Genomic DNA, 20,717 nt, shown 5'->3' on the forward strand with positions numbered 1-20,717 from the left:
ACACGAGACATTCCCCTACTCCAAGCTCTCCACCTGCCGCAGGCTCGGAAACAGCTTCATCCAGAGCAGCGCCACTGCGACGGTGGCAACGCCGCCGAGCACGGCGGCCGGCATGGCGCCGAGCAGTGCGGCGGCCACTCCGCTTTCGAACTGGCCGAGCTGGTTCGAGGCGTTGATGAAGAGGAAGTTGACCGCGCCGACCCGTCCGCGCATCTCGTCGGGCGTGGACAGCTGCACCAGCGAGAAGCGGATCACGACGCTGATCGTATCGGCCGCACCGAGCACGGCGAGCGACAGCACCGACAGCCACATCCAGGACGACAGCGCGAATACGATAGTGGCGAGACCGAACACGATCACGGCCTGGAACATGCGCAGGCCCACATGCCGCGAGATGGCGTGACGCGCCAGCACCATGGTCATCAAGAGCGCGCCGACGGCGGGCGCAGCGCGCAAGATCCCGAGTCCCATTGGGCCGGTCTGGAGGATGTCGCGGGCATAGATCGGCAACAGCGCGGTGACGCCGCCGAACAGCACGGCGAACAGATCGAGCGAGATGGTGCCGAGGATCGCCGGATTGCTGCGGATGAAGCGGACGCCGGCGAAGATATTGTCCGAGTCCGTCCCCTGCTTCGCGATGGCCTGCGGGCGCGGCCGGATGAAGCCGGTCAGGATCATCCCAAGAATCCAGAACAGCAGCATCATGCCGTAGGCGAGATGCGGTGCGACCGCATAAGCGAAGCCGCCGAGCGCCGGGCCGGTGATGGTCGCGACCTGCGCCGCGCCGCTGGAGACGGCGGTGGCACGCTGAAGCGAGCCCTGCGGCGCGATCAGCGGCAGCAGCGCCGCCGTGGTCGGGCTCTCGAACGCGCCGGCAATGCCGAGCACGAAGGTTGCGATGAAGATCTGCACCTCGCCGACCGCGCCGAGATAGGTGATGATTGCGAGATAGAGCGCGGTCGCCGCTTCAACGAGCTGGCAGAGCTGGACCACCCGCTTGCGCTCATAGCGATCGGCGGCGTGGCCGGCAACGAACACCAGGAGCGCCGTGGGCAGGAACTGCACGAGGCCGACCATGCCGAGGTCGAAGGCCGAGCCGGTGAGATCGTAGATCTGCCAGCCGATCGCGACCGCCGCAATCTGGCTGGAAAAGCGCGACAGGCTGCGCGAGAGCAGGAAGAACAGGAACGCGCGATGGGCGAGAAGCGCGCGGGCGCTGACCGGCGGATGTCCGGAATTTGGCTGCTCTGGCATCGCCTTTTGGGTCACCCTCGGACCGCTCTCCCCCTCACTGTCGAAAGCCCCCGCGTGGCCGAGGTGGCCCGGCTTGTCAACAGTGGGGCGCTTCTGGCGGCTCCCGGCATTGCCTTTGCAGCGCCGGCACGGCCATAATCATTGGGGGTTTGGGGACATCATGCTGCGCTTGCAATCGGCACTCGGCATTTTCGCATTGCTGTTGATCGCCTTCGCATTGGCGGAGAATCGGCGCGCCGTGTCGCTGCGGCAGGCGGCGATCGGCCTCGTCGCCACCTTCGTCACCGCGATCGTGCTCCTGAAGCTGCCGGTCGTCGCGCACGCCTTCAGTGCCATCAACGATGCGGTCGGTGCGATCTCGGCTGCATCGCGCGCCGGCTCCGCCTTCGTGTTCGGCTATGTCGGCGGCGGCGCCCTGCCCTTCGACGTCAAGGTGCCTGGCGCCGATTTCATCCTGGCGTTCCAGGCGCTGCCGATCGTGCTGGTCATGAGCGTGCTGACGACGCTGCTGTTCTATTGGCGCGTGCTGCCGCCGATCGTGCGCGGCATGGCCTGGCTGCTGGAGCGGACGCTCGGCGTCGGCGGCGCGGTGGGCCTGTCGACCGCCGCCAACATCTTCCTCGGCATGGTCGAGGCGCCGCTGTTCGTGCGGCCCTATCTGAAGCAGATGACCCGCAGCGAATTGTTCCTGGTGATGACCGGCGGCATGGCGGGCATCGCCGGCACCGTGCTGGTGCTCTATGCGACGCTGCTTGCTCCCCACATTCCCGATGCCGCCGCGCACTTCGTCATCGCCTCCGTGCTGGGCGCGCCGGCCGCGATCCTCGTCAGCCTGATCATGGTGCCTGAAACCTCCAACACTCGTACCGGCGGCACGCTCGAAGATCCGGAGATGGAAGTCTCCAGCACGATGGATGCGATCGTGAAAGGCACCAGCGCGGGGATCGAGCTGCTGATCAACATCGTCGCCATGCTGCTGGTGCTGGTGGCGCTGGTCTATCTCGTCAACGCCATGCTCGGCCTGCTGCCGAATGTTGGCGGCGCCGCGATCTCGTTACAGCGCCTGCTCGGTCTCGTGATGGCGCCGGTGTGCTGGCTGATGGGGCTGCCATGGGATCAGGCGGTGACGGCCGGTAGCCTGATGGGCACCAAGACCGTGCTCAACGAATTGATCGCCTATGTCGACTTCGCGAAGCTGCCGGATGATGCGCTCGACCCGCGCTCTCGCCTGATCATGCTCTACGCAATGTGCGGCTTTGCCAATTTCGCCAGCCTCGGCATCATGATCGGCGGCTTGGGCGTGATGGCGCCGGAGCGGCGCGAGGAGATCAACGCGCTGGGATTGAAGTCGATCGTGTCGGGGACACTGACGACGTGCTTGATGGGTGCGGTGGTGGGAGTCATCACGTGACCCGTGGTGATGCCGTAGCCTGGTCAACTGCACAATTTCGACTTCTGCAAGATGCGGCGCACCTCGGCCAGCTTGGCACGGCAGGGCTCGGCCGCCATGGCCTTCGCCTCGCTGGTTCGTCCCTGCGCCCATAGCAACACCGCCATCAAGCCCTGCGCCCCGGAGCGCACCGGCCCACCCGCCACATCTGATGCTGCGAGCGACAGGGCAGTTCGCGCTTCCGTCTCGGCGGCACTGAGGTTCGCTTGCTCCAGGAAGAAGACCGCACGGAACACGTGAGCCCGCGCGTCCTTCGGGTAGCGGGTGACGAGATCGAACGACCGGCTGACCATCTCGTCAGCCTTCGCCGGCACTTCCGATGCGCGGATATAGTGCACGGCATCGGCCATGTATGACGAATAATGAACGGCGGCGAAGCCGGCGCAGATCAGAGATCCGAGGGATGCTGCAAGCAACGTCGCGCCGGCGCTCCGCGGCAGGCTGTCATAGGACCAGAAGGCGAGCCACGGCGTGATCGCAAGTGCGGCGCCGGCCACCGCACCGCCTGCATGGGCATAATAGTTGACGTTGCCCGAGGCGCCGAAGGCCAGCGGCAGCAATGCGGGCACGCCGAAGAAGAGCGACGTCTTCAATCGCGATATGGTTTGATCGGCGTCCGCTTCGGGCTCGAAGCTCGCGACGAACAGCGCGGCAATGAGCCCGGTAATGGCGCCGGACGCGCCGACTCCCACCGTGCCGGGGCCATTGCCCAGCAGAGAGCCGACCTCGCCCGCCACTGCACTGGCGACGAAGATCAGCGCAAACCAGCCACGGCCGATCAGAGACTCCAGCCTGACGCCGACGATGAACAACCCGATGCAGTTGCTGACGAGGTGCCACCCGCTGCCGTGCAGCAGCGGCGCAAGGCCAATCCTCCACCACTCTCCTCGTCCGACAACGAGATCGTAGCCGGAGGCGCCCTGAGCGATCAGCGAGCGGACATCGAGGTCGCCGTCCCGCGCAACGTCGATGGCCAGGCTGCGTTGCAGAGCGAAGATTAAAAGCAGACCGAAAATCAGGCCAATGGTGAGGAAAGGGATATCGGCCAGAAGCCTGTTATCGCCAAAAAGCGTTCCTTCACTGGGCAAGGGCCGAGCGGGGTCGCGCACGATCTCCCGCACGGTCGGCGCGGCGACGGGTTGAAACGACGCTCTTGACGGCGGCGCCGTAACGCCGCGTCGGCCAAAAGTGCTGGTCGCCATGAAAGCACTCCCGCGTTTTCACATCCTAGAGTTGCCGCGAGAGGTATTTTCGATTGGTTAGCGCCCGCGCTGCGGGTCAGCTGAAACCATCCGGCTGGTAATTGCCCGGTTTCGCAGATCGCGTGCTTTTTAGCGATCGTGACGGGAATGCTGACGACGTGCTTGATAGGCGGTGGTGGGGGCTGGAGTAGCGACGGTCCTGCAGCCCGGATGGAGTGCAGCGCAATCCGGGCTACGAACCGTCATAGCAATGACGAAGGGGAGAGATCGGCTTACGCCTTCAACTCCACTGTCCTGAACTCCGCCGGCAAAATCACCTCCAGCAGTTCGACGTCGTCCGAATAATCCAGGATCATGTGCTTGATCTTCGGCGGCTGGGTCCAGGCGCTGCCTTCTTTCATCAGCGTCTCGCCCTGCCCGTCCATATAGGTCTTCACCCAGCCCTTGAGCACGTAGACCATCTGGAAATCGACGTCGTGAAAATGCAGTTTTGACACCTCGGCCGGATCGCAAGGACCTTGCAGCCGGATCACGTGCGCTTGCGCGAGGCCGTGGCTTGCGGCGGCGATGCCGAGGTCGCGGTATTTCGCGTAAGCGCGCAGGCCATCGGCCTTGAAGTCTTCCTCGCGGTGATGGCTGATCGCGATGCGCTGCCTGGGGCGTGCGGGCTTCTTCGGCACGGCAGTGCGGGCCTTTGCCTTCACCGCCTTGCGTGCCGAGGATCGCGCCGCCGGCTTGGCGCCGCTCCGCTTCTTCACCGCGGTCTTCGTTGCGGGTCTCGATGCCTTTTGCTTGGCCATTGTCTGCCTCCCTGATCTGAGCCGCACCCGCCGGACGGGGACAACCCGAGGGCAGATTATCCAGTCCTGGATCGGGCGGCAATTGCCGGGCGCAAGGCCGGCAGCTCGATCACCCAGTCGGTCGTAGCTTGTCCCAAGCTGTCGTGGCGAGCGGCCATCGTCTCGTATTCGTTCTCTCGCTGAATTAATCTCGAAGAGAGATTCTGGGGGAATGAATTCATGGGCAACAGCGTAGGTCAGCGTGCATTTCAGAATGCCCGGCTTCAGAAACGGCAAAAAGCCGAAGTGCTGCCGTTGCTCGGGCACGCGCTGCAGCTGCACAAGATGGGGCTTCTCCCCGAGGCCCAGGCTGCCTATCGTCAAGTCCTGCAGTTCGCGCCCAACCAATTCATGGCGCTGCACATGCTCGGCGCTTTGGAGTCCGATGCCAAGAACTTTCAGCAAGCCGAAATCCTGCTGAGCCGAGCGGTCGCCTTGGATCCGCGATCTGCCGATGCTCATATGAGTCTGGGCATCGCGCTCAACGGGCTGCGGCGTCACGACGAGGCCTGCGCGAGCTATCGAAAGGCCCTCGCCTTGCGGCCCAACCACGCCGCAACCCTCTCCAATCTCGGTAACGCGAGCGTAGCCCTCGATCTTCACGAGGAGGCGCTCCACAGCTACGACAAGGCGATCGCACTCAACGCAAGCCTTGCCGAAGCCCACAACGGCCGGGGTTGGGCGCTGTGCCGTCAGCGCAATTATGACGAGGCCATTGCAAGCTTGAACCGCGCGCTGTCGATCAAGCCTGACTATGCCTCGGCGCTGGCGAACCGCGCCACTGCTTTACGGGAACTCCAGCGATTTGACGAAGCGCTGGCAGACGGCAATCAGGCAATTGCGCTGGCCCCCGAGGACGCGAATGGGTGGCTCGCGCGGGCCAGTGTCCTGCTCCAGATCCAGCAGATTGCCCAGGCATCGCTCGATTGCGAGCAGGCGCTCGCGATCGATCCCGATTCCATTCAAGCTCACCTGGTGCTGGGTCTTTGCCTCGCCGGACTTGGCCGCGTCGACGAAGCCCTCGCCAGTTTCGACAGAGCCCTCGACATCCAGCCTGACCTCCAGAGCGCGATCTCCAACAAGATATTCACGCTCGATTTTGCGGGGGACGCCACCGTCGAACGGCATCAGCAGGCGCGGCAGGTGTGGTGGGACCGTGTCGGCGCGAAAATCGCTTCAGGCGCGGCGGAACCGCATGACAACAGCCGCGATCCGGACCGTCGTCTGGTGCTCGGCTATGTCTCGTCGGATTTCAACGCGCATTCGGCCGCGTTGATTTTCAAGCCGGTCCTCCAACACCATGACCGGGCACAGTTCGAGGTCGTGTGCTACGCCTGTTCGTCGAAAGTGGATGCGACGACCAGCGAATTTCAGGGGATCGCCGATCGCTGGCGCGACGCCTCGCAATGGACCGAAGATCGCCTCGCCGCCGAGATCCGCGCCGACGGCATCGACATCCTGATCGATCTGTCCGGCCATACCAAAGGGAACCGGCTCGGCGTGTTTGCGCGCAAGCCGGCGCCGATCCAGGTGCATGGCTGGGGCCACGGCACTGGCACCGGGCTGCCGACGATCGATTATCTGATCTCGGACCCGGTCGCGATTCCCTTCGAGGTTCGGCATCTGTTTGCGGAGACCGTCGTCGACCTGCCGTGCTTCGTGACGCTGGCGTCGCTGCCGACCGAGATTCCGCGGGCCCCAACGCCGGCGATCTCGAACGGCTTCGTCACCTTCGGCGTCTTCAACCGCATCAGCAAGATTTCGGACGAGGCTGCGCAAGTCTGGTCCAGGATTCTCGAGCGGGTGCCGGGGTCGCGACTGCTGGTCAAGGATGTCGCGCTGGACGACCAGCTGGTCCGCGAGAATCTGCTGGCGCGGTTCGAGGCTTGCGGATTGCCGGCCGAACGCGTCGATCTGCTCGGTGCCACCTTGCGAAGCGAACATCTGGCATCGTTCAATCGCGTCGATATCTGCCTCGACCCGTTCCCGCAGAATGGCGGCGTCAGCACATGGGAAGCCTTGCAGATGGGCGTGCCGGTGGTGGCGAAACTCGGCAACAGCCTGCCCAGCCGTGCTGCCGGCTCTATTCTCACCGCACTTGGCCTGCCGGACTGGGTGACGGACAGCCATGAGGCGTATATCGAGATCGCAACGAGCCGAGGTTCTGCGATCAGCGAGCTCGACAGGTTGCGCCGCGAACTGCCCGACAAGATCCGGGCCGCGGCCGCCAGCAACCCCGTCTCATACGGGCGAGCGGTCGACGACGCCTATCGCGCGATGTGGAAGCGCTATTGCGGCAGCGGTGCCTGATCGCCGATTCAATGCAGCCGGAACACGCCATCCACGGCGCGCAACTCGGCCGGCTTGATCAGCTTGGAGTGCGCGACGGTGACTGAATGGAGGGGACCGTCGAGCTTTTCCTGCCAGAACGCCAGGAAATCCTTCAGCGCCGGAAATTTCGGAAACATGTCGTAGTTCTGCCAGACATAGGTCTGGAGCAGCGAGGGATGATCCGGCATCCGGTAGAGAATTTCCGCCGTCGTCAGCCCGTAACCCAACACCTGTTTCCGGAAGTCGTCGGAAACAACCCCAACCCGCGAGACCATGCCAACCTCCTTTGCAGGAGCGCATTCAGGGGGTGGCTTTCCGGGTACGCAGCTCACGAGCCACCCGATGGAGATGCGCTCACATGAGTGAAATGTGACGCAAACTGACAACCCATCTCAAGCCCAAAAGTTTAACAAGCTGTTGAAATTCAATGCGTTAGCAGCAGAGAACGCTCCGTGCTAATACGGGTCTGCGCTCGGGTTAACGATGGGAGTGAGATTCTGGCAGACGGCGCTTTCGAGTGCTTATTTTTCTGCTAGAAGCCCTTGCCCCCGCAAAAATCCTGCCTTATCTCAGCTTAGCCCGCCTGGCACTCGCTGGCGGCGACTGCTAACAATCTGAAATCTTCAACCCGAGCAATTGCTTAGGAGGACTGCATGAAATTCCGTCCGCTTCACGACCGCGTCGTGGTCAAGCGCATCGACGCAGAAGAGAAGACCGCTGGCGGCATCATCATTCCCGACACTGCCAAGGAAAAGCCCTCGCAGGGCGAAGTCGTCGCCGTCGGCCCCGGTGGCCGCGACGAAGCCGGCAAGCTGATCCCGATCGACCTCAAGGTTGGCGACCGCGTGCTGTTCGGCAAGTGGTCCGGCACCGAAGTCAAGATCGACAGCGTCGATCTCTTGATCATGAAGGAAAGCGACATCATGGGCGTCCTCGACGTCCCCGCTTCCAAGAAGAAGGCGGCCTAACAGCCCCTCTCTCCCTCCAGTCACACATTTCAAGGAAAATTCCAGATGGCAGCCAAAGAAGTCAAATTCTCGGTTGAAGCGCGCGACAAGATGCTGCGCGGCGTCGACATCCTCGCCAACGCGGTGAAGGTCACGCTCGGTCCGAAGGGCCGCAACGTCGTGCTCGACAAGTCGTTCGGCGCTCCCCGCATCACCAAGGACGGCGTCACCGTCGCCAAGGAGATCGAGCTCGAGGACAAGTTCGAGAACATGGGCGCCCAGATGGTGCGCGAAGTCGCCTCCAAGTCCGCTGACGCGGCCGGCGACGGCACCACCACCGCGACCGTGCTGGCCCAGGCGATCGTGCGCGAAGGCGCCAAGTCGGTTGCCGCCGGCATGAACCCGATGGATCTCAAGCGCGGTATCGACCTCGCGGTCGAGGCCGTCGTGGCGGACCTCGTCAAGAACTCCAAGAAGGTCACCTCGAACGACGAGATCGCCCAGGTCGGCACCATCTCCGCCAACGGCGATGCCGAAATCGGCAAGTTCCTCTCCGACGCCATGAAGAAGGTCGGCAACGAGGGTGTCATTACCGTCGAGGAAGCCAAGTCGCTCGAGACCGAGCTCGACGTCGTCGAGGGCATGCAGTTCGACCGCGGCTACATCTCGCCCTACTTCGTCACCAACGCCGACAAGATGCGCGTTGAGATGGACGATGCCTACATCCTCATCAACGAGAAGAAGCTCTCCTCGCTGAACGAGCTGCTGCCGCTGCTCGAGGCCGTGGTGCAGACCGGCAAGCCGCTGGTCATCGTCGCCGAGGACGTCGAAGGCGAAGCCCTCGCGACCCTGGTCGTGAACCGCCTGCGCGGCGGCCTGAAGGTCGCGGCCGTCAAGGCTCCGGGCTTCGGCGATCGCCGCAAGGCCATGCTGCAGGACATCGCGATCCTGACCGGCGGCCAGGCGATCTCGGAAGATCTCGGCATCAAGCTCGAGAACGTCACGCTCAACATGCTCGGTCGCGCCAAGAAGGTGATGATCGACAAGGAGAACACCACGATCGTCAACGGCGCCGGCAAGAAGGCCGACATCGAGGCGCGCGTGGCCCAGATCAAGGCGCAGATCGAGGAGACCACCTCGGACTACGACCGTGAGAAGCTCCAGGAGCGTCTGGCCAAGCTCGCGGGCGGCGTCGCGGTGATCCGCGTCGGCGGCGCGACCGAGGTCGAGGTGAAGGAGCGCAAGGATCGCGTTGATGACGCGATGCATGCGACCCGCGCGGCTGTCGAGGAAGGCATCGTCCCGGGCGGCGGCGTCGCCCTGCTCCGTGCTTCCGAGCAGCTCAAGGGCCTGCGCACCAAGAACGACGACCAGAAGACCGGCGTCGAGATCGTGCGCAAGGCGCTGTCGGCTCCCGCTCGCCAGATCGCGATCAACGCCGGTGAAGACGGCTCGGTGATCGTCGGCAAGGTGCTGGAGAACAAGTCGTATGCGTTCGGCTTCGACTCCCAGACCGGCGAATACGGCGACCTCGTCAAGAAGGGCATCATCGACCCGACCAAGGTGGTCCGTACCGCGATCCAGAACGCAGCCTCGGTGGCCGCGCTCCTGATCACCACGGAAGCCATGGTCGCCGAGCTGCCCAAGAAGGGCGGCGCCGGTCCGGCGATGCCCCCGGGCGGCGGCATGGGCGGCATGGACTTCTAAGGTCCAACGACCTCAAGAAACTACGAAACCCCGGCAGCGATGCCGGGGTTTTTGTTTTGAGCGAACGATTTCGCGGAACGGCGGCCCGTAGCCCGGATGGAGCGAAGCGCAATCCGGGACATCTCGTGCGACGCAGGCAGCCTTCCCAGATTACGCTTGCGCTCCATCCGGGCTACGAACCTCCGTCATTCCGAGCCTCACTCCACCTTGCCCAACCGCTCCATGCGCGGCTCACCGTCTTCGTCGAGCGACCAGAAGATCCGCGTCACCTTGCCGACGAGATTGTCCATCGGCACGAAACCGAACGTCGACATCATGCGGCTGTCGGTGGAATTGTCGCGGTTGTCGCCGAGCACGAAAAAATGGCCCGGCGGCACCGTGAAGACGTTGGTATTGTCCAGGAAACCGTTGTCGATGCAGTCGTGCGTCACGTAGCTCGCACCGTTCGGCAGCGTCTCGCGCCAGCGCTTGACCGTCGCCCCCTCATCCACGCCGCAGGCAGAACCGGCAAGTGTCTCCTTCAACGCAACCCGCGTCACCGGCTTGTCGTTGAGGAAGAGCTGGCCCTGCCGCATCTGGATGCGGTCGCCGGGCAGGCCGACCACGCGCTTGACGTAGTCGGCCGAGGTATCCTTCGGCGTGCGAAACACGACCACGTCACCGTATTCCGGGTCGGCAGCAAAGACGCGGCTCGAGGTCCACGACGACGCGAACGGGACGGAGTAGCGGCCGTAGCCATAGGCATATTTGGCGGCGAAGACGTAGTCGCCGACCATCAGCGTCGGCACCATCGAATTCGAGGGGATGCTGAACGGCTGATACAGGACGAAGCGAAACAGGATCAGCGGGGACCACAGCACGGGGACCAGCAGGATCAGGATGACGATCACCTTCCACTCCCGCGATCGCGCCGTCGGCGGCCGGATGGTGTCCTGAAGCATCGTCATGCGCCTGCCCTGATCAAACCCGTGGTCATCGCGAGATTACGCAACCTTCGCGCGCGCGCAATCCCGGCTTCGTGATTTTGGTCGCACAGGCGCGGTTCCGCGTTCATTGCAAGCGACGACGACGGATATGTGAAGGGCCGCCCGTGGGCGCCCCTTCGGTTTTACGCACTCTCGGGCGCCTTGAGGCGCACGAGCCGGGTCAAGAGGGCATCGAGGCCCTCGCCATTGCCGGCATGGAGGTCGATGCGGCCGACCTTCTCGACCAGCCGCTCCAGCGACTCCAGCTCCTTGAGCCGCAGCAGCAGGGGGTTCTCCTCCATCAGGCGAGCGGTGTTCAGGAGCGAACGCGTCGCCGCGGTCTCCTCCTGCCGGCGGATCAGGTTCGCCTTCGCGACCCGCTCCGCCTCCACCACCTTGTTCACCAGCTCCCGGATCTCGCCGGGCAGGATCACGTCCTTGACGCCGAGCTCGGTGACCTCGACACCGGACTCCGCGACGCGTGCGCGAACATAGTCGCGCAGCTCCGCATCCAGCGCCGCCTTCGCAGACAGCACCTCGTCCAGCGTCCGGCCCGCAACCGCTTCGCGGATCGCGAACTGCACCAGGCGGTACAGCCACGCATCCACGTCGGGCACGGTCGCAACCGTCCGCTCGGGATCGACCACCTTACGGAACGCCGTCAGCGTCACCCGCAGCGCGATGCGATCCTTGGTCAGCATCTCCTGCGCGGTGATCTCGACCGCCTGGGGCCGCAGGTCGAGGCGCTTCACCTCGATCTTGCGGCCGACGGTCCAGAAGGCGTGCCGGCCGGGCGCGAGCCGCTCCACGAGCCGGCCCTCGACATAGAGCAGGCCCGCCTCGTGGTTCTCGACCACCGTCTCCGACGTCACGGCCGAGCGTTTACGCTCGATCATGGCCAGATGCCGCGCGCCGACCCTGACGTCGCTGGACACATCGATGCGCTCGACATCGACGCTCGTTGCGACCTTCCAGTAGACGCGCACCTGCCAGGGCGTCATCAGATGCACGGGCCGGCCGTCGAGGCTGACGATGGCGATCTCGTCCGCCTTGGTCTCGACCGCCTCGAACAGCTGGGCGGCGAGATCAGGCCGTGCGGCCTTCAGCACCGCGTAGCGATCCGCAGAGAATTCGCTGCGGACCACATCGAGCACCTCGGCCTTGAGCTCGTGCAGGGGATCGAACAGACGATGCCTGCCGGGCGCGAGCACGCGCACGAGCTGTCCGTTGCGCGTGAGCAGCGCACGCTCGCCATCCTTGACCGTCACGTTCAGCATCAGCAAATGCCAGCCCTTGTTCGAAGTCATGGCACGCCTCCATCGTTTTGCGTCCGGCCGGATGCCGGACAACAGGTTTCGTTTGCAAAGGATTTGAGGACGCGGACGACGCTTCCTGAGAGATCGACGGACCGAGGCTTGAGCTTGCATGACGACGGGCGCACGCGCGCGATCGCGCGACGGGTGTCGCGCGGCCGAGCGGAGCCACCCGGCATCAACGCAAGCGGTATCTACCCGCGGCGCAAAGCCGGTCTCACAGTGTCTAGGTTCGGACGGAGAGCCTTGCGGCAAAACGGCCGGACTGCGACTGAAGCGCGCGTCCGGTCCTCGTCAGAGGTGTCAGTTTTTCAGGCTGACCCGTAGCGCTGGAGCGGGATTCGAACCCGCGTCACGATGATTAAACGTCATCTGCTCTACCACTGAGCTATCCTTTGGTTGGTACAAGAAATCGGAATCGAACCGATGCCTCCGGATTTTACTCCGACGCTCTCCATGAGCTACATCCTGCGTCTTCATTCGGCGGAACACGAAACCGGAGACCGGCTCGCGCCAGCCGGGATCTCAGAGAGCCCGGACACATGACCTAGCGAAGGAGCGGGCTAATAGACCAGGCACGTTCGGGTTGCAAGGGGCTGTTTCGAGATTTTCTATCGCGCATCGCGCGCTGTGACATGCAGATCACAGCGCGACGCGACGTCAATCGCGCGAGCTGTCCTGGAAGCACGCCCTCACCCAGTCGATCGTCACGCGGGTTGCCGGATCGCGCTTGAGATGGTTCTGCACCAAGAGCCAGACGTCGCGCCGCCTCGGCAGAAGCGTCGCGCGCAGGCTGCGGTCGGCGAGCAGGCCTTCGCAGCTGTGCTCGGGCAGCACGCCGACGGCCTGATGCGACTGGATCATGGTCCTGATGATGCGGACATTGTCGGTGACACAGCGCACGTTCTTCAGCCGCTTGGCTCGCAGGAATTGCTGCTCCGGAATCGCATCGAGCTCATCGGGATAGACGCAGGCGACCGGCTCGCCGCCGGTGCGGTCAGCGGGCTCGAAGAAATACAGCCTGACATCGCCGAGCTTGGAGATGGTGAAGTCACCCTTCTCCGGCTTGCGCAGGCGAATGGCGAGATCGGCCTGCCAGCGCGAGAATTTGACGTTGCCGCTGGACGTCAGGAACTGCAGGGTCAGGCCGGGGTGATCGCGCAGGAAGCTGCTCGCGTGCGGCGCCAGCAACTCCTCGGCGACCGCATTGGTCGAGGCGATGCGCAGGCGGCCGACCGGGCCGGGCTGGCTCTCCTTGATGCGGTCGATCGCCGCGACATGGGCGGCCATCGCGCCGACATGCTCGAGCACCGCCTCGCAATGGCGCGTCGGTCGGCGCAGGCCGTCCACCGCGTCGAACAGCGGCACGCCGAGATCGCGCTGGATGCGCGCGAGCCTGCGGCCGACGGTGGTCTCGTCGATGCGCAGCCGCGCGCTGGCGCCGGCATAGGTGCCCTCGTCCCTCACCGCAGCGATGATGCGCAGATCGTCCCAGTTCATGGCGGCGAGCCTAGCAGGCGATGCTGTGTCCTGCAAATCTGCAGCCGTAAGCTGCAATAGTCCTGCACAATGGCAGGGCCATGCTGCGCTAGTGTCGCGTCATCCGATATGCCTGGAAGGCCTGACCAACATGACCGCTCCCAAGACCCTGCTCGAACTCTCTGGCGCCGATCTCAATCCGCCGAAGCTCACCGAGGCCTGCCTCGTGCTGATCGACATCCAGAACGAATATTGCGCCGGCCCGCTGGCCCTGCCCGATGCGCAGCCCGCGATCGCCGCGGCGGCGCGCCTGCTGGCGCGGGCGCGGGAGAGCGGCGCTGCGATCATCCACATCGCGCACAAGGGCCGCGCCGGCGGCCTGTTCGACCGCGAGGCCGCGCGTGGCGCGATCGTTGATCGCCTGACGCCGCAAGCAGGCGAGCCCGTGATCGAGAAAGCGCTGCCGAACGCTTTTGCCGGCACCGATCTGCAAGCCCGGCTTGCCGCGGCCGGATGCAAGAACATCGTGCTCGCCGGCTTCATGACTCACATGTGCATCTCCTCGACCGCCCGCGCCGCGCTCGACCTCGGCCTGCGGACGACGATCGCGGCCGATGCCTGCGCCACCCGCGACCTGCCGGATGGCCGCGGCGGCACGCTGGATGCCCGGACGATTCACGAGGTCGCGCTGGCCGAGCTCTCGGACCGCTTCGCGATCATCGCGCGCAGCGATGCGCTGACGTGACGGAGCATACGATGCTGCAACTCTATTACTTTCCGATGGCCTGCTCGCTCTCGAGTCGCATCGCGCTGATGGAAGCTGGTATCGAGGCGCAGTACCACCTCGCCCACATCTGGACCAAGCAGGTCGTGGACGACGGCAGCGATTTCCGCGGCGTGTCGCCGAAGGGCGCGGTGCCGGTTCTGGTGCTGGAGAACGGCGAGCGGCTGACCGAGAGCGCGGCGGTGCTGCAATACATCGCCGACGCGAAGCCCGAGCGCGGCCTTGCGCCGCGGCCCGGCGATCCCGATCGCTATCGCCTGCAGGAATGGCTGAGCTTCATCGGCGCCGAGATCCATAAGGCGTTTCTGTTTCCGACCTTCTGGTACAAGGACGACGGCTCGCTCGCCAAGCCGCGCACCAGAATCACGCAGACATTGTCGGTGCCGTCGGCGCATCTGGCGGAGCGTGAATTCCTCGTCGGCGACAGCTTCACTGTCGCGGATGCCCATCTCACCTGGGCCTTGCTGCTGCTCCGCCCCGCCGGCGTCGACATCGCGCAATGGCCGCCCTTGTCAGCCTATCTCGGGCGCATGCAGGCGCGGCCGGCCGTGCGGGAAGCGATTGCGACCGAGATGGCCCTGCGCAAGGCGATGGCAGCGTGACCGGACGTCACGGTCGCGAAATCTGAGCGTTTTCCCCGGCGAGGGCATTGAAGTCGGCGCGGCATGCGCTAATCTGGAGGGATATTTTTCGATATTTTCTTGGAAGGCATTCATGCGTGCTCTTTCCAGATTGTGCTTATCTTTAGTTTGCCTAGTCCTCCTCGCCGGCTGGCTGTACCCCGATAGTGCGTCTGCGGACACGCGGGTGGCACTGGTGATCGGCAACGGTGCTTATGCCTCGACGGCGCAACTTCCCAACCCGTCGCACGATGCCGAGGACGTCGCGGCCTCGCTGCGGCGCAGCGGCTTCGAGGTGATCCAGGGCATCGACCTGCGCCAGGCCGACATGCAGGACCTGACCATCCGCTTCGCGCGCGCCGCGAGCAGAGCTGACGTCGCAGTATTCTACTACAGCGGCCATGCGATGCAGTACAACGGCGTGAACTATCTGATGCCTGTCGACGCCACGCTGACCGATGAGGCCGACCTCAAACGTTTCGTGCGGGTCGACGACATCGTGAACGATCTGCAGCAAGCCAAGAATCTGCGCATCCTGGTGCTCGATTCCTGCCGCGACAATCCGCTGGCGGAAACTCTCAAACGCTCTGCGACGCGGGCCGCCTCGATCGGGCGCGGCCTGTCGAAGGTCGAAGCGCCGCGCGGAACGATCGTGTCGTTCTCGACGCAATCGGGGCAGACCGCGGCAGACGGCGTCGGCCGCAACAGCCCCTATACGGCCGCGTTCCTCAAGCACATCGAAGAGCCGCAGGAGATCGGCGATGTCTTCCGCGACATCAGCAGCGACGTCTATGACGCCAGTGGCAAGACACAGCTTCCGGAGCTGTCGCTGTCGATCATCGGCAAGTTCTACCTGAACGGACCGGTGTCGGTCACGATCGCTCCCGCAGCTCCACAAGTCGCGCCGCGGGCCGACCCTTGCGCATCCGCGGAGGCGCACTGGAAGGCTGCCGACACCATCGGCACCGTCAGCGCCTTCGAGGACCATCTGACGCGATTTTCCAGTTGCAGCTTCGCCAGTCTCGCCAAAGCGCGGATCGAGGGCCTGAAGCAAAAGGTGGCGCTGGCGCCTGCAACCAACACCCGCGCCGGCGGCAGCAAGGACTTCGACGGCAGCTGGGACGTGACGCTGAACTGCCCGGCTTCCGGCAAGGCGCAGGGCTTCACCAGACCCCTCGCCGGCACCGTGACCAACGGCGTGTTTCACGCCGAGGCTCAGAGCAAGGACGGCGTCAACCGCCTGGAGATCGACGGCCAAATCCCGGCCGACGGCAAGACGACGTTGAGCGCGCGCGGCACAACGGGGGCAAGCGCGTACACGCTCAACAACCTTGCGCCCGGCTCGCCTTACGCCTTTACGGTCGACGCGCAGTTCGATCGCACCCGCGGCACCGGCAAGCGCAACGAGGCGCGCGCCTGCAACCTGGTCTTCGTCAAACGCTGATCATGCAGAGAAGTGAGCAGTGAGGCGCGCAGCGCCTCACTCCACCCGCGCCAGCACCGCGAGCTTGCGGATGCCCTTGTTGCGGTAGGCGTCGAGGAACGCGTAATAGTCCTTGAACGACACGCAGCCGTTGGAATCGCCGTTCGGCCCGAGCATGAAGGTGTGGGCAAGCAGGCCGTCGCGGCCGTAGATCGCGCTCTCGCCGCCGATCGGAGTCAGGCGCAACGCGGGCACGCCGTGGAACAGCGCTTCGCGCGGCTTCAGCGTGTAGATGTGCGGCGGCGTCACGCCGCGCATGCGGGTGCGCTGGGAGCGCGGATCGTCGAGATTGGAGCCGAGGCCAGAATGCGCTTCGAGCTTGGTGCCGTCGGGCAGATACACCGCCTTGGCAGTGATGTCGTAGACGGCGGTGTCCCGCTCATAGGGCGGCGCGCCGCCGAACATCGGGTTCTGCTCCTTCGGCGCGATGGACGCGGTCACGCTGGCATCGGCCGAGGCATAGGCCAGCAGCCCGCCGGACGGCTCGCGCTTGCCCCAGAGCTTCTCGACCATCGACTGCCGCGGCCCGGTGATCGACATCACCGCTGCCTTGGCGCGATCGGCGAACGACTTCTTCGCTTCCGGTGCCGGCACGATCTGGGCCGGATCGGCCGAGGCGAGCTGCGTCTGGGCATCTGGAGCGCGCTTGGCCTTGTCCGCGGTCTTGTCAGCGGCCTTTTCAGCAATTTTGGCCGGGGCCGACGGCTTCAGTGCTTCCGCGACCTTCGCGATCACGCTCTGCTTTGGCGCGTCTTTGGCCACCGCAACCTGGGTCGCGGGCGCCGCGCTGTCCGCGTTCGATGCCACGCCTTGGGTCGCAGCGGCAGCAAAGCGCTCGTTGAACATCTCACGCGAGATCGGGGCGGCGACCTGCAACCGGTCAGGCAGGAGCGCAAAAGCTTCCTTGATGGCGTCGCCGGCCTCGCGCAGCGCGACCTTGGGCGCACGCTTGAGCACCGGCGCATCATAGCCGGTGCTGCCGACGGTCGGATAGACGCTCGCGCCGAGAATGTTGTTGTAGATGGTCCAGCCGGCGCCCATCACGACGCAGCCGATGGCCGCGGCGCCAAGCCAATTGGTCGTGGTCATTTTCCGGGAAGATTTCCGCGAATAATTCTTGGAGAATTTCTTGGACTTCCGTGCCGCGTTACTCTTCGCAGCGATACTCGTACTCATTCGCCTTGCGTCCAGGACGGTGTCACTCAGTCCCCCTTCGAAGTGCCGCTGGTCACGATCCGGGAAGAGCATCTCGCAGAGGGTCGGAGCGTCATTAAGGCGACTTTTAGTTAAATGCGGATTAAGTTCGGGCAGATGTGGGGCAGCTCGTTAACGTCGTCCCATTTCGAGAAAAAAGCCCGCAGAACTACGGACTTAGTCGCATCTGTTAACTATAATTCTCGGCAGGATCGGCGCGTTCAGCGGCCGTCTTCGGCCGCATCTCTAGGGCCATGGAACCAAGTCGTTTTCGTGGCCTTCGATACCCGGAAGATAGCGGGGAAGCGTTGCGCGAGGCTGGTGTGCGGGCTCCGCCTTCGCCTCTCCCCCGCTCGCGGGGAGAGGCCGGAATTCGCGTAGTGAATTCAGGCTGAAGGGGACTCTCCGCGAACGCAACTCCGACCGAATTCCCGGAGATGGCCCCTCGCCCCAACCCTCTCCTCGCAAGCACGGGGAGAGGGAGAGGCCTGGCACTCACGTGGCGCGCCCTGACCGAAAGTTGATCGCACCGCTCTGGAAAAGGCCGGGGCGAGAAAATAGCTCGTAAAGCGGCACTTTTCAGCAGCCTCTGCGTGTGATACGGTACCGTATCAACATCGCCTTGAACTGTGCCGGACATGCAAACGGAGGCTGGCATGAGAAGGTTCGCGCGCGCCGGATGTTTTGCTCTGGCATGGTCGTTGTTGATCGGATTTGCGGCCGCGCAGCCTGCCAATGCAGCTTGCACATCCTCGGCCTCGGCAGCGGGCACGCAGACCTGGCGCTGCGACAACGGCATCACCATCGTTGCAGAAAACGGCGCCAGATTTGAACTAAAGGACGCCAACCGCGACGGACATATTGACTCGGTCGAGTTGAGCAGCAAAGCCCTGCTGGTTGAAGTGCCCAGGAAGGCGGGCGGTAATCCCTTCAAGGTGCTGACGCCGCAGGCTATTGCAGCGGTGCGCGGCACCAGATGGGCCGTCGATGTCGCTGAGGCCAAGACCTCCGTCTTCGTCGCCGACGGCCGTGTCGGCGTCAGCCGCAGGGCGCGTGGGCGCGGCGTCGTGCTGGGCCCCGGCGAAGGCGTCGACGTGGAAGCGACCGGACCTTTGACGGTGAAGCAGTGGGGCCAGCCGCGCATCGACGCTCTCATGGCAAGACTTGGTCAATAGGACTTGGCCAACAGACCCCGGCCCACAGGCCTCGAAGAAAACGAAGATTGCAGTACGCCGTAATGACGAGACGCGTTCAGATCCTGGTGGCACTCGCTCTCACCGCGTTGTGGGGCGCGGGCATCTATGCCGCGCACGCAGGCGGCCATCTGCGCTTTCTCGACCGCCTGGAAGCGACGCTGACCGATTGGCGAACCCAGGTCCGCGGCGTGCAGCGTCCGCCCGATCTCGTCACCATCGTCGCGATCGACGATACCGTGGTGAAGCGCGGCGGCAGCTATCCGCTGCCGCGGGCCGATCTTGCCCGCATCGTCGACACCATCGTGCAGTTCAAGCCGAAGGTGGTCGCGATCGATCTCCTGCTGGTCGACCGCAGCGCTGCGATCGGCGACGCCACGCTGGCAAACACGCTCGCCACCGGCCCCATGGTGCTCGCTGCCGCCGCGATCTTCCCCTCCGCCAGCGAAAACGTGGCGCCCGGCAGCGCAGGTCCCCTCGCCGCGCTGCCGCAAGCCGAACGTTTCCTGCTGCCGCTGCCTGCGTTCGCCGACCACGCCGAGGTCGGCATCGTCAATGTCGCGACCGGACAATCGGGCTCGCCGCTCTCGGTGCCGATGCTGTTCCGGACCCGCGACAAGGTCGAGCTGTCGTTCCCCCTGCGCGTCGCGACGCGCGCGCTCGACAAGCCGCTGACGATAGCACCGGATCATCTCATGCTCGGCGATCGCGCAGTGCCGACCGACACCGATTTCGCGCTGCCGATCACCTATTACGGCCCGCGCCGCACCATCCGCACCGTGAGTGCGCAGAGCATTTTCGACGGCACGCTCAATCGCGATGCGATCGAGAACCGGATCGTCGTGATCGGCGCCTCGGTCGCCGGCGGCGGCGATTTCTACCCGACACCGTTCGATTCCCTGATGCCCGGCGTCGAGGTGGTCTCGACCGCGATCACCCATCTCATTGCCGGCGACGGCATCGTGCGCGACCACAGGGTCCATATCGCCGACGCGCTCGCTGCGATCCTGCTGCCGATGCTGCTGGTCGGCTTGCTGGCGTGGCGGCGCAGCGCACTCGGCATCATGGCGGCGGCCGCAGTGATGATCGCCTGGGCCGGCCTCAACGCCTTCGCGTTCACGCATGGCGTCTGGCTGAATGCGGCAACCACGCTCGCCGCCGCAGTGCCGCCGGTCGCGATCTTTGCCGGTGTGCAGCTGTGGGCCGGAGGTCGCCGCACCCAATATCTCGCCGCCAAAAGCAGGTCTCTCGCACAATTCCAGGCACCTGCCGTGCAGGAATGGCTGGCGCGCGATCCGAATTTCCTGTCCAAACCGGTCCGGCAAGACGCCGCAATCGTCTTCATCGATCTCTCCGGTTTCACTTCGTTGAGCGAACGGATCGATCCGGACGCGCTTCAGGAGATCCTGCAGGCGTTTCACGCGCTGATCGACAAGGCTGCGGTCGATTGCGGCGGCATGATCACAGGCTTTCTCGGCGACGGCGCCATGATCCTGTTCGGTCTGCCGGCCGCGATGCCCGATGACGCCGCGCGCGCGCTCAAATGCGCGATCGACCTGCATCGCGGCGTCGACCACTGGATCGCCTCGCTGCCGTCAGCGATCGGCGGTCAGCTCGGCTTCAAGATCGGCGCGCATTTCGGCGAGATCGTCGCCTCCCGCCTCGGCGAGAGCCACCAGCACATCACGGCGACAGGCGACACGGTCAACGTCGCGAGCCGGCTGATGGAAGTCGCCGTCCAGAACGATGCACGGCTCGCCCTGAGCAATACGCTGCTGGATACGGCCGACTTTCAAGGGGCTCCCGACGGCGTTCTGTCCGGCCCCCTGCTGGCCCACGTCCGTGGCCGCTCCGGCGTCGTGACCGTGTGGTTCTGGCGGGATCACAGTGGGCCGGGCCAGGGTGCGACAAAGGCTGAGATGATCGACTGATAGTCGTTGCTATCGACCCAGCACT

General features: G+C 64.6%; 17 protein-coding genes and 2 tRNA genes. 9 read left to right on the top strand and 10 right to left on the bottom strand.

From position 1 onward, the window contains the following. Positions 1–15 precede the first annotated feature (15 nt). Positions 16–1,254 carry an MFS transporter gene (locus AABA84_RS05945; protein WP_212251610.1) on the bottom strand — a complete coding sequence of 413 codons (1,239 nt, stop codon included), beginning with the start codon at positions 1,252–1,254 and terminating at the stop codon, positions 16–18. Between the two features lie 160 nt (positions 1,255–1,414). On the opposite strand from AABA84_RS05945, the gene AABA84_RS05950 reads away from it, so the two are divergent. Next, positions 1,415–2,665 carry a NupC/NupG family nucleoside CNT transporter gene (locus AABA84_RS05950; RefSeq protein WP_338311605.1) on the top strand — a complete coding sequence of 417 codons (1,251 nt, stop codon included), beginning with the start codon at positions 1,415–1,417 and terminating at the stop codon, positions 2,663–2,665. A 23-nt stretch (positions 2,666–2,688) separates the two neighbouring features. Here AABA84_RS05950 and AABA84_RS05955 read toward each other — a convergent pair whose 3' ends face one another. After that, on the bottom strand, positions 2,689–3,906 hold the full coding sequence (locus AABA84_RS05955; protein WP_338311606.1) for a rhomboid family intramembrane serine protease: 1,218 nt from the start codon (positions 3,904–3,906) through the stop codon (positions 2,689–2,691). Positions 3,907–4,178: 272 nt separating this feature from the next. Beyond that, on the bottom strand, positions 4,179–4,706 hold the full coding sequence (locus tag AABA84_RS05960; protein ID WP_212251614.1) for a cupin domain-containing protein: 528 nt from the start codon (positions 4,704–4,706) through the stop codon (positions 4,179–4,181). 219 nt (positions 4,707–4,925) lie between these two features. On the opposite strand from AABA84_RS05960, the gene AABA84_RS05965 reads away from it, so the two are divergent. After that, complete coding sequence (locus AABA84_RS05965; protein WP_338311607.1) at positions 4,926–7,055, top strand: O-linked N-acetylglucosamine transferase, SPINDLY family protein; 2,130 nt, start codon at positions 4,926–4,928, stop codon at positions 7,053–7,055. Positions 7,056–7,063: 8 nt separating this feature from the next. Here the strand turns inward: AABA84_RS05965 and AABA84_RS05970 are convergent, their stop codons facing one another. Then, positions 7,064–7,351, bottom strand: a complete 288-nt coding sequence (locus tag AABA84_RS05970; protein WP_212251618.1) for an usg protein — start codon at positions 7,349–7,351, stop codon at positions 7,064–7,066. A gap of 378 nt (positions 7,352–7,729) precedes the next feature. Here AABA84_RS05970 and AABA84_RS05975 point away from each other — a divergent pair, with 378 nt between their 5' ends. Then, complete coding sequence (locus tag AABA84_RS05975; RefSeq protein WP_011088371.1) at positions 7,730–8,044, top strand: co-chaperone GroES; 315 nt, start codon at positions 7,730–7,732, stop codon at positions 8,042–8,044. 45 nt (positions 8,045–8,089) lie between these two features. Beyond that, positions 8,090–9,730 carry a chaperonin GroEL gene (gene groL / locus AABA84_RS05980; RefSeq protein WP_063195265.1) on the top strand — a complete coding sequence of 547 codons (1,641 nt, stop codon included), beginning with the start codon at positions 8,090–8,092 and terminating at the stop codon, positions 9,728–9,730. A 197-nt stretch (positions 9,731–9,927) separates the two neighbouring features. On the opposite strand, the gene lepB is transcribed toward groL, so the two are convergent. From lepB to AABA84_RS06005, 5 genes are all read right to left on the bottom strand, one after another. Then, entirely contained in the window at positions 9,928–10,677 is a 750-nt protein-coding gene (gene lepB, locus AABA84_RS05985; RefSeq protein ID WP_212251620.1) for a signal peptidase I, read from the bottom strand. Positions 10,678–10,838: 161 nt separating this feature from the next. Next, a complete protein-coding gene (locus AABA84_RS05990) occupies positions 10,839–12,002 on the bottom strand; it encodes a slipin family protein (RefSeq protein WP_212251622.1) in 1,164 nt (387 codons plus the stop codon). Positions 12,003–12,335: 333 nt separating this feature from the next. Next, positions 12,336–12,401, bottom strand: a tRNA-Lys gene (locus tag AABA84_RS05995). A gap of 7 nt (positions 12,402–12,408) precedes the next feature. Continuing rightward, a tRNA-Leu gene (locus AABA84_RS06000) sits at positions 12,409–12,480 on the bottom strand. A 188-nt stretch (positions 12,481–12,668) separates the two neighbouring features. Then, positions 12,669–13,508: a LysR family transcriptional regulator gene (locus AABA84_RS06005; protein WP_212251624.1), complete on the bottom strand. Its 840-nt coding sequence runs from the start codon at positions 13,506–13,508 to the stop codon at positions 12,669–12,671. A gap of 130 nt (positions 13,509–13,638) precedes the next feature. On the opposite strand from AABA84_RS06005, the gene AABA84_RS06010 reads away from it, so the two are divergent. The 3 genes from AABA84_RS06010 (at position 13,639) to AABA84_RS06020 (ending at position 16,335) form a co-directional block, all read left to right on the top strand. After that, entirely contained in the window at positions 13,639–14,232 is a 594-nt protein-coding gene (locus AABA84_RS06010; protein ID WP_212251626.1) for a cysteine hydrolase family protein, read from the top strand. A gap of 11 nt (positions 14,233–14,243) precedes the next feature. Then, complete coding sequence (locus tag AABA84_RS06015; protein WP_212251628.1) at positions 14,244–14,873, top strand: glutathione binding-like protein; 630 nt, start codon at positions 14,244–14,246, stop codon at positions 14,871–14,873. Between the two features lie 112 nt (positions 14,874–14,985). Continuing rightward, a complete protein-coding gene (locus tag AABA84_RS06020) occupies positions 14,986–16,335 on the top strand; it encodes a caspase family protein (protein WP_338311608.1) in 1,350 nt (449 codons plus the stop codon). A gap of 36 nt (positions 16,336–16,371) precedes the next feature. On the opposite strand, the gene AABA84_RS06025 is transcribed toward AABA84_RS06020, so the two are convergent. Continuing rightward, complete coding sequence (locus tag AABA84_RS06025) at positions 16,372–17,463, bottom strand: DUF2778 domain-containing protein (protein ID WP_338311609.1); 1,092 nt, start codon at positions 17,461–17,463, stop codon at positions 16,372–16,374. A gap of 761 nt (positions 17,464–18,224) precedes the next feature. On the opposite strand from AABA84_RS06025, the gene AABA84_RS06030 reads away from it, so the two are divergent. Both AABA84_RS06030 and AABA84_RS06035 read left to right on the top strand, forming a co-directional pair. Further along, positions 18,225–18,743, top strand: a complete 519-nt coding sequence (locus tag AABA84_RS06030; protein ID WP_212251634.1) for a FecR domain-containing protein — start codon at positions 18,225–18,227, stop codon at positions 18,741–18,743. Positions 18,744–18,805: 62 nt separating this feature from the next. Further along, positions 18,806–20,692 (top strand): CHASE2 domain-containing protein, encoded by a 1,887-nt coding sequence (locus AABA84_RS06035; protein WP_212251636.1) that lies wholly within the window; start codon positions 18,806–18,808, stop codon positions 20,690–20,692. Positions 20,693–20,717: the final 25 nt, after the last annotated feature.

It is taken from the genome of Bradyrhizobium sp. TM239 (genome assembly GCF_036247985.1).
GTDB classification, from domain to species: domain Bacteria; phylum Pseudomonadota; class Alphaproteobacteria; order Rhizobiales; family Xanthobacteraceae; genus Bradyrhizobium; species Bradyrhizobium ottawaense.

What these genes read in the sequence shown, in the direction of transcription:
- AABA84_RS05945 (WP_212251610.1), bottom strand. Translation starts at nt 1,254, where the DNA reads ATGCCAGAGCAGCCAAATTCCGGACATCCGCCGGTCAGCGCCCGCGCG.
- AABA84_RS05950 (WP_338311605.1), top strand. Translation starts at nt 1,415, where the DNA reads ATGCTGCGCTTGCAATCGGCACTCGGCATTTTCGCATTGCTGTTGATC.
- AABA84_RS05955 (WP_338311606.1), bottom strand. Translation starts at nt 3,906, where the DNA reads ATGGCGACCAGCACTTTTGGCCGACGCGGCGTTACGGCGCCGCCGTCA.
- AABA84_RS05960 (WP_212251614.1), bottom strand. Translation starts at nt 4,706, where the DNA reads ATGGCCAAGCAAAAGGCATCGAGACCCGCAACGAAGACCGCGGTGAAG.
- AABA84_RS05965 (WP_338311607.1), top strand. Translation starts at nt 4,926, where the DNA reads ATGGGCAACAGCGTAGGTCAGCGTGCATTTCAGAATGCCCGGCTTCAG.
- AABA84_RS05970 (WP_212251618.1), bottom strand. Translation starts at nt 7,351, where the DNA reads ATGGTCTCGCGGGTTGGGGTTGTTTCCGACGACTTCCGGAAACAGGTG.
- AABA84_RS05975 (WP_011088371.1), top strand. Translation starts at nt 7,730, where the DNA reads ATGAAATTCCGTCCGCTTCACGACCGCGTCGTGGTCAAGCGCATCGAC.
- groL (WP_063195265.1), top strand. Translation starts at nt 8,090, where the DNA reads ATGGCAGCCAAAGAAGTCAAATTCTCGGTTGAAGCGCGCGACAAGATG.
- lepB (WP_212251620.1), bottom strand. Translation starts at nt 10,677, where the DNA reads ATGACGATGCTTCAGGACACCATCCGGCCGCCGACGGCGCGATCGCGG.
- AABA84_RS05990 (WP_212251622.1), bottom strand. Translation starts at nt 12,002, where the DNA reads ATGACTTCGAACAAGGGCTGGCATTTGCTGATGCTGAACGTGACGGTC.
- AABA84_RS06005 (WP_212251624.1), bottom strand. Translation starts at nt 13,508, where the DNA reads ATGAACTGGGACGATCTGCGCATCATCGCTGCGGTGAGGGACGAGGGC.
- AABA84_RS06010 (WP_212251626.1), top strand. Translation starts at nt 13,639, where the DNA reads ATGACCGCTCCCAAGACCCTGCTCGAACTCTCTGGCGCCGATCTCAAT.
- AABA84_RS06015 (WP_212251628.1), top strand. Translation starts at nt 14,244, where the DNA reads ATGCTGCAACTCTATTACTTTCCGATGGCCTGCTCGCTCTCGAGTCGC.
- AABA84_RS06020 (WP_338311608.1), top strand. Translation starts at nt 14,986, where the DNA reads ATGCGTGCTCTTTCCAGATTGTGCTTATCTTTAGTTTGCCTAGTCCTC.
- AABA84_RS06025 (WP_338311609.1), bottom strand. Translation starts at nt 17,463, where the DNA reads ATGACCACGACCAATTGGCTTGGCGCCGCGGCCATCGGCTGCGTCGTG.
- AABA84_RS06030 (WP_212251634.1), top strand. Translation starts at nt 18,225, where the DNA reads ATGAGAAGGTTCGCGCGCGCCGGATGTTTTGCTCTGGCATGGTCGTTG.
- AABA84_RS06035 (WP_212251636.1), top strand. Translation starts at nt 18,806, where the DNA reads ATGACGAGACGCGTTCAGATCCTGGTGGCACTCGCTCTCACCGCGTTG.